14 protein-coding genes are annotated in these 13,523 nt (G+C 64.5%); 8 read left to right on the top strand and 6 right to left on the bottom strand.

All coding sequences use genetic code 11. The annotated features are described in order from the left end of the window. The 7 genes from uca to urtE are packed head-to-tail and all read left to right on the top strand — an operon-like array spanning position 1 to position 9,877. A complete protein-coding gene (gene uca, locus ACSBQV_RS08275; protein WP_099785445.1) occupies positions 1–3,621 on the top strand; it encodes an urea carboxylase in 3,621 nt (1,206 codons plus the stop codon). A 14-nt stretch (positions 3,622–3,635) separates the two neighbouring features. Then, on the top strand, positions 3,636–4,346 hold the full coding sequence (locus ACSBQV_RS08270; protein WP_033652689.1) for a GntR family transcriptional regulator: 711 nt from the start codon (positions 3,636–3,638) through the stop codon (positions 4,344–4,346). Positions 4,347–4,381: 35 nt separating this feature from the next. Beyond that, a complete protein-coding gene (urtA, locus tag ACSBQV_RS08265) occupies positions 4,382–5,650 on the top strand; it encodes an urea ABC transporter substrate-binding protein (RefSeq protein WP_099785225.1) in 1,269 nt (422 codons plus the stop codon). A 56-nt stretch (positions 5,651–5,706) separates the two neighbouring features. Beyond that, on the top strand, positions 5,707–7,287 hold the full coding sequence (urtB, locus tag ACSBQV_RS08260; RefSeq protein ID WP_060447578.1) for an urea ABC transporter permease subunit UrtB: 1,581 nt from the start codon (positions 5,707–5,709) through the stop codon (positions 7,285–7,287). Continuing rightward, positions 7,287–8,363 carry an urea ABC transporter permease subunit UrtC gene (gene urtC / locus ACSBQV_RS08255; protein ID WP_025302022.1) on the top strand — a complete coding sequence of 359 codons (1,077 nt, stop codon included), beginning with the start codon at positions 7,287–7,289 and terminating at the stop codon, positions 8,361–8,363. Before urtB ends, urtC begins: the two co-directional genes overlap by 1 nt. Further along, positions 8,360–9,166, top strand: coding sequence for an urea ABC transporter ATP-binding protein UrtD (gene urtD / locus ACSBQV_RS08250; RefSeq protein WP_015377102.1), 807 nt, complete (start codon positions 8,360–8,362; stop codon positions 9,164–9,166). The genes urtC and urtD overlap by 4 nt, the downstream gene beginning before the upstream one ends. Before the next feature lie 12 nt (positions 9,167–9,178). Beyond that, positions 9,179–9,877 carry an urea ABC transporter ATP-binding subunit UrtE gene (urtE, locus tag ACSBQV_RS08245; RefSeq protein ID WP_033642334.1) on the top strand — a complete coding sequence of 233 codons (699 nt, stop codon included), beginning with the start codon at positions 9,179–9,181 and terminating at the stop codon, positions 9,875–9,877. Positions 9,878–9,884: 7 nt separating this feature from the next. Here the strand turns inward: urtE and ACSBQV_RS08240 are convergent, their stop codons facing one another. Next, positions 9,885–10,184 carry a type II toxin-antitoxin system RelE/ParE family toxin gene (locus tag ACSBQV_RS08240; protein WP_042783942.1) on the bottom strand — a complete coding sequence of 100 codons (300 nt, stop codon included), beginning with the start codon at positions 10,182–10,184 and terminating at the stop codon, positions 9,885–9,887. Then, positions 10,169–10,432, bottom strand: coding sequence for a type II toxin-antitoxin system ParD family antitoxin (locus ACSBQV_RS08235; protein ID WP_004939442.1), 264 nt, complete (start codon positions 10,430–10,432; stop codon positions 10,169–10,171). Before ACSBQV_RS08235 ends, ACSBQV_RS08240 begins: the two co-directional genes overlap by 16 nt. A gap of 134 nt (positions 10,433–10,566) precedes the next feature. Here ACSBQV_RS08235 and ACSBQV_RS08230 point away from each other — a divergent pair, with 134 nt between their 5' ends. After that, on the top strand, positions 10,567–11,079 hold the full coding sequence (locus ACSBQV_RS08230; protein WP_085819318.1) for a DUF2165 family protein: 513 nt from the start codon (positions 10,567–10,569) through the stop codon (positions 11,077–11,079). Between the two features lie 22 nt (positions 11,080–11,101). Here ACSBQV_RS08230 and ACSBQV_RS08225 read toward each other — a convergent pair whose 3' ends face one another. From ACSBQV_RS08225 to ACSBQV_RS08210, 4 genes are all read right to left on the bottom strand, one after another. Beyond that, positions 11,102–11,614, bottom strand: coding sequence for a GNAT family N-acetyltransferase (locus ACSBQV_RS08225; protein ID WP_055315535.1), 513 nt, complete (start codon positions 11,612–11,614; stop codon positions 11,102–11,104). A gap of 24 nt (positions 11,615–11,638) precedes the next feature. Beyond that, positions 11,639–11,986 (bottom strand): type II toxin-antitoxin system RelE/ParE family toxin, encoded by a 348-nt coding sequence (locus ACSBQV_RS08220; RefSeq protein ID WP_055312493.1) that lies wholly within the window; start codon positions 11,984–11,986, stop codon positions 11,639–11,641. Further along, positions 11,946–12,206 (bottom strand): type II toxin-antitoxin system Phd/YefM family antitoxin, encoded by a 261-nt coding sequence (locus ACSBQV_RS08215; RefSeq protein ID WP_016928576.1) that lies wholly within the window; start codon positions 12,204–12,206, stop codon positions 11,946–11,948. The genes ACSBQV_RS08220 and ACSBQV_RS08215 overlap by 41 nt, the downstream gene beginning before the upstream one ends. A 68-nt stretch (positions 12,207–12,274) precedes the next feature. After that, on the bottom strand, positions 12,275–13,510 hold the full coding sequence (locus ACSBQV_RS08210) for an FAD-dependent oxidoreductase (RefSeq protein WP_033652678.1): 1,236 nt from the start codon (positions 13,508–13,510) through the stop codon (positions 12,275–12,277). Positions 13,511–13,523 lie beyond the last annotated feature (13 nt).

Here is a 13,523-nt window from a genome sequence, read left to right as displayed (position 1 = left end):
ATGTTTACTACCGTACTGATCGCTAACCGCGGCGAAATCGCCTGCCGCGCCATTCGCACCCTGAAACGCCTGGGCGTAACCAGCGTGGCGGTCTATTCCGACGCCGACCGCAATGCGCCGCACGTCGCCGAGGCCGACAGGGCGGTGGCGCTCGGCGGCGACAAGGCCGCCGACAGCTACCTGCGCATCGACAAGATCCTCGCGGCGGCAGCGGCCACCGGCGCACAGGCGATCTACCCCGGCTACGGCTTTTTGTCCGAGAGCGCCGAGTTTGCCGACGCCTGCGAAGCGGCGGGCATCGCCTTTATCGGCCCGACGGCGGCGCAGATGCGCGAGTTCGGCCTCAAGCACCGGGCGCGCGAGCTGGCGGCGTTGGCCGGGGTGCCGATGACGCCGGGCACCGGCTTGCTGGAGAGCGTTGAGCAGGCGGTTGCCGCCGCTGCACGCATCGGCTACCCGGTGATGCTGAAAAGCACCGCCGGCGGCGGCGGCATCGGCCTGACGCGCTGTGACGACGAGGCGGCGCTGCGCGACGCGTACGACAGCGTCAAACGGCTGGGAGAGCAGTTCTTCCGCGACGCCGGCGCCTTTATCGAACGCTTCGTCGATCGGGCGCGCCACGTCGAGGTGCAGATTTTCGGCGACGGCCAGGGGCGGGTGGCGGCGCTCGGCGAGCGCGACTGTTCGCTGCAGCGGCGCAACCAAAAGGTGGTGGAGGAAACCCCGGCGCCGCATCTGCCGGCGGCGACCCGCCAGGCGCTGCACCGGGCGGCGGTGGCGCTGGGCGAGTCGGTGAATTACCGCAGCGCCGGCACCGTAGAATTTATCTATGACGCCGCGCGCGACGAGTTTTATTTCCTGGAAGTGAACACCCGCTTACAGGTCGAGCACCCGGTCACCGAAATGGTCACCGGCCTGGATCTGATCGCATGCATGCTGCAGGTGGCGGCGGGCGACGCGCTGGATTGGGCGGCGTTGCAACGCGCGCCGCAGGGCGCGGCGATCGAGGTGCGCCTCTACGCCGAAGATCCGCTGAAAAACTTCCAGCCCAGCCCCGGCGTGCTGACCGAGGTGCATTTCCCTGACGACGTGCGCCTCGACGGTTGGGTGGCGACCGGCAGCGAAGTGTCGGCGTTTTACGACCCGATGATCGCCAAGCTGATCGTGCACGGCGCCGATCGGGCGCAGGCGCTGGAAAAATTGCGCGTGGCGCTGGCGGCGACCCGTTTGCACGGCATCGCCACCAACCTCGATTATCTGCGGCAGGTGATCGCCACGCCGCAATTTCAGCGCGGCGACGTCTGGACGCGCCTGCTGGACGATGTGCGTTTCCAGCCGCACTGCCTCGAAGTGCTGCAACCCGGCACCTACAGCAGCGTGCAGGATTATCCCGGCCGCCTCGGCTATTGGGACATCGGCGTGCCGCCGTCCGGCCCGATGGACGACTTCGCGTTTCGGCTGGCCAACCGCATCGTCGGCAACCACCCGGCGGCTGCCGGGCTGGAGTTTACTCTGCAGGGGCCGACGCTGCGCTTTCACTGCGACGCCACCCTCGCGCTGACGGGCGCGAGCTGCCCGGCCGATCTGGACGGTGAAGCGGTTGCGTATTGGCGGCCGATCGCGGTGCGGGCCGGGCAGGTATTGACGCTGGGGCGCGCCACGCAAGGCTGCCGCACCTATCTGGCGGTACGTAACGGCTTTGACGTGCCGGTGTATCTCGGCAGCCGCTCCACCTTCGCGCTGGGCCAGTTCGGCGGCCACGCCGGGCGCATCTTGCGCGTGGCGGACATGCTGGCGATCGCCCAACCGGCGCTGGCGGCCAGCACCACGCCGGCGCCGATCGCCGCGCCGCAGGCGATGGACGACAGCCTGATCCCGCACTACAGCGACCAGTGGCACATCGGTGTGCTGTACGGGCCGCACGGCGCGCCGGACTTTTTCACCGCTGAATCGATAGAGGCCTTTTTCGCCACCGACTGGCAGGTGCATTACAACTCCAACCGCCTCGGGGTGCGCCTGTCGGGGCCGAAGCCCGAGTGGGCGCGGGAGGACGGCGGCGAGGCCGGTTTGCATCCTTCCAACGTGCACGACTGCGAGTACGCCATCGGCGCCATCAACTTCACCGGCGACTTCCCGGTGATCCTGACCCGCGACGGGCCCAGCCTCGGCGGCTTCGTTTGCCCGGTGACCATCGCCAAGGCTGAACTGTGGAAAGTGGGGCAGGTGAAGCCGGGCGACCGCATCCGTTTCCATCCGATCGGCTTCCGGCAGGCGCAGTCGCTGGAGCAGGCGCAGCTCGGCAGCATCGAAGCGCTGGCGGCGGTGAAGGCCATCACCCTGCCGCCGCCGGATCTGGCCCCGGCGGAGACCGTTTCCGCCGCGGTGCTGGCGGCGCTGCCGGCGGCGGAAGGGCGCCCGGCGGTGGCGTATCGCCAGGCGGGGGACGGCTACATCCTGATGGAGTACGGCGACAACGTGCTCGATCTGGCGCTGCGGCTGCGCATTCATCTGCTGATGCAGTCGCTGCGGGAGGAGGTGATACCGGGCGTGGCGGAGCTGGCGCCGGGCGTGCGTTCGCTGCAGATCCGCTACGACAGCCGGCAGATTAGCCAGGCCGACCTGCTGCAGCGCCTGCTGGCGCGCGAACGGGCGCTGGGGGACGTCAGCCGCCTGAAGGTGCCGACGCGCACCGTGTGGCTGCCGATGGCGTTTGAGGATTCGGCCACGCTGGGGGCGGTGGATCGCTATCAACAGACGGTGCGCGCCTCGGCGCCCTGGCTGCCGAACAACGTCGATTTCATTCAGCGCATCAATGGCCTGAGCCGACGCGAGCAGGTGCGCGACATTCTGTTCGACGCCAGCTACCTGATCCTCGGGCTGGGCGACGTCTACCTCGGCGCGCCCTGCGCGGTGCCGCTCGATCCGCGCCATCGCCTGCTGAGCTCCAAATACAACCCGGCGCGCACCCACACCGCCGAAGGGACGGTCGGCATCGGCGGCATGTACATGTGCATCTACGGCATGGACTCGCCGGGCGGTTACCAGCTGGTGGGGCGCACGCTGCCGATCTGGAACAAGTTTCTCAAAAACCCGCAGTTCACCGCCGGTGAACCCTGGCTGCTGCGCTTCTTCGATCAGGTGCGCTTCTACCCGGTCAGCGAGCAAGAGCTGGACGAGCAGCGCGAAGCGTTCCGTGAAGGGCGCATGCAGGTGCGCATCGAAGAGAGCGAGTTCGACTTCGCCGCCTACACCCGTTTCCTGGCCGACAACGCCGAGGCGATCGCCGACTTCCAGCATCGTCAGCAGCAGGCGTTCAGCGCCGAAGTGGCGCGCTGGCGCAGCGATGACGACGAGGCCGAGGCGCAGCTGTTGCCGCCGGAGGAAGAAGACGCCATCGACGGCGATCTGGTCAGCGCCGATCTGAACGGCAGCGTGTGGAAGATCCTGGTGGAACCGGGGCAGGCGGTGGCGGCCGGGCAGCCGCTGATCGTGGTCGAGGCGATGAAAATGGAGCTGGCGGTCACCGCGCCGCGCGCCGGGATCGTTAAACGCATCAGCTGCCGGCAGGGGCGGCCGGTCGGGCCGGGCGACGCCCTGCTGTGGCTGGAAAAGGCGGTCTGAACGGAGGAGCGATGATGCAAATCACCAACGGAGAGCACAAGGCGCGCCCGGAGGGGCTGGCGGAGCGCATTTATCTGCAGCTCAAGGCCGACATCTTCGAGTTTCGCCTGCTGCCGGGCGATCGCTTCAGCGAAAGCGACGTGGCGCAGCGCATGGCGGCCAGCCGCACGCCGGTGCGTCAGGCGCTGTTTCGGCTGGAGCGCGAAGGCTATGTCGAGGTGTTGTTTCGCAGCGGTTGGCAGGTGCGGCCGTTCGATTTCGCCTACTTCGAAGAGCTGTACGACCTGCGCATCGTGCTGGAGCAAGAGGCGGTGAAACGGCTGTGCGAACGCCCGGCTGGGGAAACGCCGGACGCGCTGGCGGCGCTGAGCCGTTTTTGGACCGAAGCGCCGCGCCTGGCGGACGGCAAGGCGGTGTCGCAGCACGATGAGCAGTTTCATCAGGCGTTGGTGGCCGCAGCGGGCAACGGCGAAATGGCGCGCATTCACCGCGAACTGACCGAAAAGATCCGCATCATTCGCCGGCTGGATTTCACCCAGCAGGCGCGGGTGGACGCCACCTACCGCGAGCACGCCGCCATTTTGCAGGCGATCCTGCAGCGGCAAAGCGGGGAGGCGCAAACGCTGCTCGGCGAGCACATCGCCGTCAGCAAGGCAGAAGTGCGAAAAATAACGCTGCACATGTTGCACCAGGCGCGGGCTCAGCAGCCTGCGCGCTCGGCGTAACGATTTTGATTTCACACACATCAGGAGTTTGAATTATGCAACGTCGTCGTTTTATCAAAGCTTTTGCGCTGTCCGCCGCCGCTGTCGGCCTGGGCCTGGCCTGGAGCGCGCAGGCCGCCGACACCATCAAGGTCGGTATTCTGAGTTCGCTCTCCGGCACCATGGCGATTTCCGAGACGCCGCTGAAGGATGTGGCGCTGATGACCATCGACGAGATCAACGCCAAAGGTGGGGTGCTCGGCAAAAAGCTGGAGCCGGTGGTGGTGGATCCGGCCTCCAACTGGCCGCTGTTCGCCGAAAAGGCGCGCCAGTTGCTGAGCCAGGACAAGGTGGCGGCGGTGTTCGGCTGCTGGACTTCGGTGTCGCGCAAGTCGGTGCTGCCGGTGTTTGAGGAGCTGAACGGCCTGCTGTTCTATCCGGTGCAATACGAAGGCGAAGAGATGTCGCCGAACGTGTTCTACACCGGCGCGGCGCCGAACCAGCAGGCGATCCCGGCGGTGGAATACCTGCTGAGCGAGGACGGTGGCGGCGCCAAGCGCTTCTTCCTGTTGGGCACCGATTACGTCTATCCACGCACCACCAACAAGATCCTGCGCGCCTTCCTGCACAGCAAAGGCGTGCAGGACAAGGATATCGAAGAAGTCTATACGCCGTTCGGCTACAGCGATTACCAGACCATCGTCGCCAACATCAAGAAGTTCGCCGCCGGCGGCAACACCGCGGTGATCTCCACCATCAACGGCGATTCCAACGTGCCGTTCTACAAAGAACTCGCCAACCAGGGCGTCAAGGCCACCGACGTGCCGGTGATCGCCTTCTCGGTCGGCGAGGAGGAGCTGCGCGGCATCGACACCAAACCGCTGGTGGGCAACCTGGCGGCCTGGAACTACTTCGAATCGCTGAATAACCCGACCAACAAACAGTTTGTCAGCCAGTGGAAAGCCTACGCCAAGGCGCACAATCTGCCGAATTACGCCACTGCGGTCACCAACGATCCGATGGAGGCCACCTACGTCGGCCTCCACATGTGGGCGCAGGCGGTGGAAAAGGCCGGCACCACCGACGTCGATAAGGTGCGCGCGGCGATGGCCGGGCAAACCTTCGCCGCGCCGTCGGGCTTCACGCTGACTATGGACAAGACCAATCACCACCTGCACAAGCCGGTGATGATCGGCGAGATCGAGGGCAACGGCCAGTTCAACGTGGTGTGGCAGACCGAGGCGCCGGTGCGCGCGCAGCCGTGGAGTCCGTATATCGCCGGCAACGACAAAAAACCGGATTACCCGGTGAAAGGCGGCAAGTAACGTCACTCAGCGCCGGCGCGGCTCGACGCGCGCCGGCCCAACAGAAGAGGCAGCTGATGCAATCTCCGTTTTTATCCTCTCTGCGCGCCGGGCTGTGGCTGTTGTGCGCCTGGCCCCTGCTGGCGCAGGCCGGGCCGGCCGATGAGTTCGCGGCGGCCACTCGCGCGCAGCAGGCCAAACTGCTGCAGGCGTGGGCGGCCGAGCCGGACGCCGCGCGCCTGCCGTTGCTGCAGGGGCTGCAGCAGGAAACCGTGGCGATCGACGGGGCGAAACGCGCCTTTATCCGCCAGGGCGACCGCTATCTGCCGCTTGAAGGTGAGGCGGCCCCGGTTGGCGAGCCGAAGAAGGTGTGGCTGAACAACCGGCTGCGCATTCTGATCGCCAACGCGTTGTCGGCGCAGCGGTTGGTCAGCGCGGACGCGGCGGTGCGGCTGCAGGCGGCGACCGCGCTGCAGCGCGAGGCGCAGGGCGAGCAGCTGCCGCTGTTGACCCGGCGGCTGGCGCAGGAGAAAGACCCGCAGGTACGTGACGCGCTGAGCATTGCGCTGGCGAACCTGCAATTGGCCGACGCCAGCCCGCAGGTGCGCTTCAATGCGGTGCGGCTGCTGGGGGAATCGGGCGAGCCGGAAACCCGCGCGCGGCTGCAGGCGTTGACCGATGCGGCCAATGAGCCGGACGCCGCGGTGCGCGCCGAGGCGCAGCGCAGCCTGCAGCGCGTGCAGCACCGCCTGATGATCGGCGATCTGCTCGGCCAGGCGTTCAGCGGCCTGTCGCTCGGTTCGATCCTGCTGCTGGCGGCGCTCGGCCTGGCGATCACCTACGGCCTGCTCGGCGTCATCAATATGGCGCACGGCGAAATGCTGATGCTCGGCGCCTATTCCGCCTATCTGGTGCAGGGGCTGTTTCAGCAATTTGCGCCGCAGTGGCTGGCGCTCTACCCGCTGGCGGCGCTGCCGGTGGCGTTCGCCATCACCGCCGGGATCGGTATGCTGCTGGAGCGCACGGTGATCCGCCACCTGTACGGCCGGCCGCTGGAAACCCTGCTGGCCACCTGGGGCATCAGCCTGGTGCTGATCCAACTGGTGCGGGTGCTGTTCGGCGCGCAGAACGTCGAGGTCGCCAACCCGGCGTGGCTGTCGGGCGGCGTGCAGCTGTTGCCGAACCTGGTGTTGCCGTGGAACCGCATCGCGGTGATCGCGTTCGTGCTGCTGGTGCTGGCGTTGACCTGGCTGCTGCTGAACAAAACCCGGCTCGGCATGAACGTGCGCGCGGTGACGCAAAACCGCGCGATGGCGGCCTGCTGCGGCGTGCCCACCGGGCGGGTGGACATGCTGGCCTTCGGGTTGGGATCCGGCATCGCCGGGCTCGGTGGGGTGGCGCTGTCGCAGTTGGGCAACGTCGGACCGGAGCTGGGGCAAGGTTACATTATCGACTCGTTCCTGGTGGTGGTGCTCGGCGGCGTCGGCCAGCTGGCGGGGACGGTGGCGGCGGCCTTCGGCCTCGGCATCGTCAACAAGATCCTCGAGCCGCAGATCGGCGCCGTGTTGGGCAAGATCCTGATCCTGGTGCTGATCGTTCTGTTTATTCAAAAGCGTCCGCAGGGGCTGTTCGCCCTTAAGGGCAGGGTGATTGACTGATGAGCCAACCATTGACCGTAACCGGCGTGCAGAAAGCGCCCCGGCTGGCGTTGAGCATCGGCGGGCTGGCGTTGCTGGCGCTGCTGGTCATGCCGTTCATGACGTTGTTGCCGGCGGATCATCCGCTGGCGGTGTCCACCTATACCCTGACGCTGGCGGGCAAGATCCTGTGCTACGCGGTGGTGGCGGTGGCGCTCGATCTGGTGTGGGGCTATGCCGGGCTGCTGTCGCTCGGCCACGGGCTGTTCTTCGCGCTCGGCGGCTACGCCATGGGCATGTACCTGATGCGGCAGGCGGCGGGCGACGGGCTGCCGGCGTTTATGGCGTTCCTCTCCTGGAACGAGCTGCCGTGGTTCTGGAGCGGCACCCAGCATTTCGCCTGGGCGCTGTGCCTGATCGTGCTGGTGCCGGGCCTGTTGGCTTTCCTGTTCGGCTACTTCGCCTTTCGCTCGAAAATCAAAGGGGTGTACTTCTCGATCATGACCCAGGCGCTGACCTATGCCGGCATGCTGCTGTTCTTTCGCAACGAGACCGGTTTCGGCGGCAATAACGGCTTTACCGGTTTCACCACGCTGCTCGGCTTTCCCATCACCGCCGCCGGCACGCGGGTGGCGCTGTTCCTGGCGACGGTGCTGCTGCTGGCCGCCAGCCTGGCCATCGGCTTTGCGCTGGCGCGCAGCAAGTTCGGCCGGGTGCTGACCGCGGTGCGCGATGCGGAAAACCGCCTGACCTTCTGCGGCTACGATCCGAAGGGCTTCAAGCTGTTCGTCTGGACGCTGTCGGCGGTGCTGTGCGGGCTGGCCGGCGCGCTCTATGTGCCGCAGGTCGGCATCATCAACCCCGGCGAAATGTCGCCGACCAACTCGATCGAGGCCGCCATTTGGGTCGCCCTCGGCGGGCGCGGCACCCTGGTGGGGCCGCTGCTCGGCGCCGGCATCGTCAACGGCGCCAAGAGCTGGTTCACCATGGCCATTCCCGAATACTGGCAGTTTTTCCTCGGCCTGATGTTTATCGTCGTCACGTTGTTTCTGCCCAAAGGGGTGATTGGCCTGCTGCGTCGGAGGAAATCCTCATGAAGGCGATGCAAGTGACCGACGAACTGTTTACCCATCCGCTGCCGGCGGACAAATACCGGCAGCAAACCGATCCGGTGCTGCAGCTCGACAACGTCAACGTCAGCTTCGACGGTTTTCGCGCGCTGACCGATCTGTCGCTGCGCATTGGCGTCGGCGAACTGCGCTGCGTGATCGGCCCCAACGGCGCCGGCAAGACCACGCTGATGGATGTGATCACCGGCAAAACCCGGCCGGACAGCGGCAGGGTGTTTTACGACCAGACCGTCGATCTGACCCGGCTGGCGCCGATGCAGATCGCCCATGCCGGCATCGGCCGCAAGTTTCAAAAACCGACGGTGTTCGAGGCGCTGACGGTGTTCGAAAATCTGGAGATCGCCCAGAAAACCCGCAAGTCGGTATGGGCCTGCCTGCGCGCCCGTTTAAGCAGCGAACAGCGCGACCGCATCGACGAGATGCTGAAGACCCTGCGGCTGGGGCATGAGCGCCACCGGCCCGCCGGGTTGCTGTCCCACGGGCAGAAACAGTTTCTCGAGATCGGCATGCTGCTGGTGCAGGAACCGCACCTGCTGTTGCTCGACGAGCCGGCGGCCGGCATGACCGACGCTGAAACCGACTACACCGCTGAACTGTTCCGCGAGCTGGCGGGCAAGCATTCGCTGATGGTGGTGGAGCACGACATGGGGTTTGTGGAAACCATTGCCGATCGCGTGACGGTGCTGCATCAGGGACAGGTGCTGGCGGAAGGATCGCTGGCGCAGGTGCAGGCCGATGAACGGGTGATTGAGGTATATCTGGGGCGCTGAGGAGGCGTAATCATGCTGCAGGTAGAGGAATTGAATCAGTATTACGGCGGCAGCCACATTCTGCGCGGCCTGTCGTTCGAGGCGCGCATCGGCGAGGTGACCTGCCTGCTGGGGCGCAATGGCGTGGGCAAGACCACGCTGCTGAAATGCCTGATGGGGCTGATCCCGGCGCGCAGCGGCAGCGTCCGTTGGCGGGGCGAAACCATCACCGGTAAAAAGCCGCATCAGCGGGTGCAGGCGGGCATCGCCTATGTGCCGCAGGGGCGGGAGATTTTTCCGCGCCTGACGGTGGAGGAAAATCTGCTGATGGGGCTGGCGCGTTTTTCCGGCGCCGACGCGCGCGCGGTGCCGGATCCGATCTATGAACTGTTTCCGGTGCTGCGGCAAATGAAGGATCGGCGCGGCGGCGATCTTTCCGGCGGGCAGCAACAGCAGCTGGCGATCGGCCGGGCGCTGGCCTGCCGACCGCAGCTGTTGATCCTCGACGAACCGACGGAAGGGATCCAACCTTCGGTGATCAAGGAGATCGGCGCGGTGATCAAACAGCTGGCGGCGCGGGGCGATATGGCGATCCTGCTGGTGGAGCAGTTCTATGACTTCGCCGCCGACCTGGCGGACAGCTATCTGGTGATGTCGCGCGGCAGCATCGTGCAGCGCGGCGCCGGCAGCGCTATGGAACAGGACGGCGTACGCGGGCTGGTGGCGATTTAACGTTGGGTCAGCTGAAAAAGGATTGGCTGAGCGGATCGCGGGAATGATGCAGCACTCTGATGATATTCACCTCCCGCCTGTGCTGTCGAAAATAAATCAGGTGGTTGGCGACGGGCAATACCCATAGGCCGGGGCCGATTGCATCGATGTTTTTGCCGAGTTGGTGGTGGCTAAGGTTATCGAAAGCCTGATGCAGGCGGCGCAGATAATCTTCGGCCACCTGCAAGCCAAAGTGCGCCAACCCGTAAAAATAGATCTCTTCCATATCGTCCAACGCTTTTGGACGAACGGTTACTCTCCTGCGCATCCTTTTGCTTTGCTCCGTATTCTTTCCATGAACACATCACGATCCCATTCGACGGCTTCGCCGCTGTTCTCTCCTTCGGCGATCAAGCGCCTAAGCTCTTCCAGTTTTGAGGCGGCGGTACGTTCGCGCAAAGTGCGCACGGATTCGCGGATGACTTCGCTGGGCGTTCGGTAATCGCCGCTGGCCACCAGGTCTTCGACGAAGCTACGCAGTTCGTCACCCAGATCTACCGTTAGTGTTCTGCCCATTGTTCCTCCTCACTTTCGGCTATGCTGCGTCATTGTAAGATTAGTTCTTACATTGTGCACGTCAAACTATCAGGATCTCAATAGCGGTCCCGTCATGAGGACGGGAGCCACCCGTTTATTCATTAAGGATAACCATGAACGAAATCACTGTGTCACGCCTCGGTTGCATCGTCCTGTCCCTGTTTCCGGCCCTGTGGGGGCTGTTCAGTCTGTTGAACAATACGGCGGATTTCGCCGGCACCGCGCGCAATGCGGTGGGGCCACTGCTCGCCATGCAGGATACTTATCAAACGCCGGGGCTGATGTGGCGCGCGATCAGCGCCGACTGGGCCTGCATGTTGGGGTTGGCGGTCATCACCGCGCTGGAAACGCTGGCCGGCCTATTCGCGACGGCGGGCGTGGCGCTGATGATCGGACGATTGAAAGGCTCTTACGCCGCTTTCGCCAAGGGCAAAGCCTGGGCGATGCTGGGGGCGCTTTGCGCGATAACGGTGTGGGGCGTCGGCTTTATGGTGGTCGCCGGCGACTGGTTTATGGCCTGGCAGGCCAAGAAGGATCCGCTGGCGGTGCAGCTGGGGGCGCTGATCTACCTGGCGCCCAATGCGTTTGCCTTGCTGTTCCTGATGCTGCAGCGGGAGCCGCGCTAAACGACGGCGGAGCGGGGCGCGGTTACAGCGCCTTGCTCATATACCAAATGCCTATCGAGCCCTGGGCGCTGGTGTAGCAGGTCTCGCCACAAATGCTCAATCCTTGACGCTGATAAAAACGTTGGGCGCGGGTGTTGCGTTGCAGCACTTCCAGCCACAGCGTTTTTTGCCGTCGGTCGATAGCCCGCTGCTGTACCTGTTCGTACAGGCGCTGGCCATAGCCGTTGCCGGCATGGTCCGGCAGAAAATAGATTTTCTGCAGCTCTGCGCCGATGTGCTCGGTTGGTGCCAGCAGGCTGTCGAAGTTCACCCGCGCATAGCCGACGAGGGCGTCATCCTCATGGGCCAACAGCCAGCATACGTCGGGATCGCGCAGCGTCCGTTCCAGCGCGGAGACGGAAAAATCCTCCGCCAGAAAGGCCTCCAGCTCGTGCGGGTAGCGCCACAGCTCACCGAAGTGGGCGCGGTAGGTGCGGATGCCGATATCGCGCACTTGCGTTAAATCTTCCAGCAATGCCTGACGAACGGTGAACATTAGTGCCCCTTTGAGTAAGAAAAATTACAGCCGTTGTTCCAGATGCCGGTGAGGCACCATCGCCTGATGCAGAATGGCGAGAACGGTGATGCCGGCAGGGCGGTTGCGGTAGTAGATCCTATGGCTGGCGTAAGGAAAACTGCGTATCTCTTCGCCCAGATCGTGGAAGTGAGCTTTACCCGCTTCCGGCATATCTGCCAAATGATGCATGACCTCTCTCAACTGCTCAAGATAGCGGCGAGATTGCGCTTGGCCCCAGTGCTCGATGGTGAAATGACGAATAGCCAGCAGATCTTGTTGGGCCTGCGGGGTGAGGCGAAACGCGGGCATCTCAGTCTGTTTCATCGGTGAGTAGACGGTTGAAGAAGGCATCGCCGTCTACCGCCTTACCGGCGTCTTCCTCGGCGGTAGCCTGCGCGATTTTTTGCTGCAGTGCGCTTAATTTGAGATCTTCCAGCGCCTGGTAATCTTCTACAGACATGACGACGGCGACCGGTTTGCCGTTGCGATTGATTTGCACCGGTTCACGCTGCGCCTTGAGCAGCAAATCGCCGAATTGGGTTTTGGCCTCGTTCGCGGTGAGTGCGTACATTTAATCGCTCCAGTTAATTAAATCGTTCGATTTAACCATTATACGGCGCGATGAAAAAATCACCAATGCTATTCCGGCGGGCAGGTTTCGTTGGACAGATGCCGCGGTGTTTCACGGCGAAAACCCAAGCCGATGATGCGGCCGAACAGGCGCGGCAGCCAGCGGCTGTTGCCGACGCGGGCGATCAAGCGCGAGCCGCCCGCCGCGCGGCGTTCGCCCGGCTTGCGCTGGCTCATTTTGATCTGCAAAAACTGGATGGCGCGAGTGGGGAATTCGCGCCGGCGCTGCACGCTCAGCAGATGCTTTAGCTGCAGCCGATGCTGGCGCAGCGGCGGGATCAGGGCGTTGGCGGCGGCCACCGCGTCCTGAATCGCCAGGTTGACGCCCACGCCGCCGATCGGCGACATGGCGTGCGCGGCGTCGCCGATGCACAGCACTCCCGGTTTGGCCCAGCGATCCAGACGATCGATGCGAATGCTCAGCAGTTTCACCTGATCCCACTCGACGATCTCCTGCAGGCGATCGTCCTGGAACGGCGCCACCTCGGCGAGGTGCAGCAAAAATTTCTCCAGCCCGCTGCGGCGGATCGCATCGAAGCTGCCTTTGTCGATCGAGTAACCGCACTGCCAGTAGTCGCCGCGATCGATCATGATGAAGTTCTGTTTCGGCCCGGTATGGCCCATCGACCAGGCCGGATCGCCCGGCTGCTTGCTGAGCTTCATCCACAATACGTCGCGCGGCGCGCCGAAGGATCGGCTGCTGAGCGCCGCCTGTTCGCGCACCACCGAGTTGCGGCCGTCGGTACCGACCACCAACTGGCTGCGCACGCGGATCGGGCCTTCCGGCGTGTCGGCCAGCACGCCGCACACCTGGCCGCGGTCGTACAGCAGCTGGTGAACCTGCGTTGAGGTCAGCAGCCTAAAGTTGGGGAAGGCGGCGGCCTGCTGGGCCAAAAAGTTGAGGAACTCCCACTGTGGCATAAAGGCGATAAATTTGCAGCGCGTCGGCAGGCGGGTGAAATCCGCCAGCTTGATGTCGCGTCCGGCGACTTCGGCGTGCAGAGATTCCGCGCGCTGATGCGGCAGCGTCAGCAGTTCGTCGAGCAGGCCCAGTTGATGCATGACTTCCAGCGTCGACGGGTGAATGGTGTCACCGCGAAAATCGCGCAGGAAATCGGCGTGCTTCTCCAGCACCGTCACGTCGATCCCCGCTCGCGCCAGCAGATAGCCGAGCATCAGCCCGGCGGGGCCGCCTCCCACGATGCAGCAGGTGGTGGCGTAAGGTGTGATTGGTGATGACGACATGACGGTTGACCCC

Origin of the sequence: Serratia sp. B501, assembly GCF_051172315.1 — a bacterium.
GTDB lineage: Bacteria > Pseudomonadota > Gammaproteobacteria > Enterobacterales > Enterobacteriaceae > Serratia > Serratia ureilytica.
Note: the sequence above shows the minus strand (reverse complement) of the source record. Positions and strands in the feature narration are given on the sequence as shown.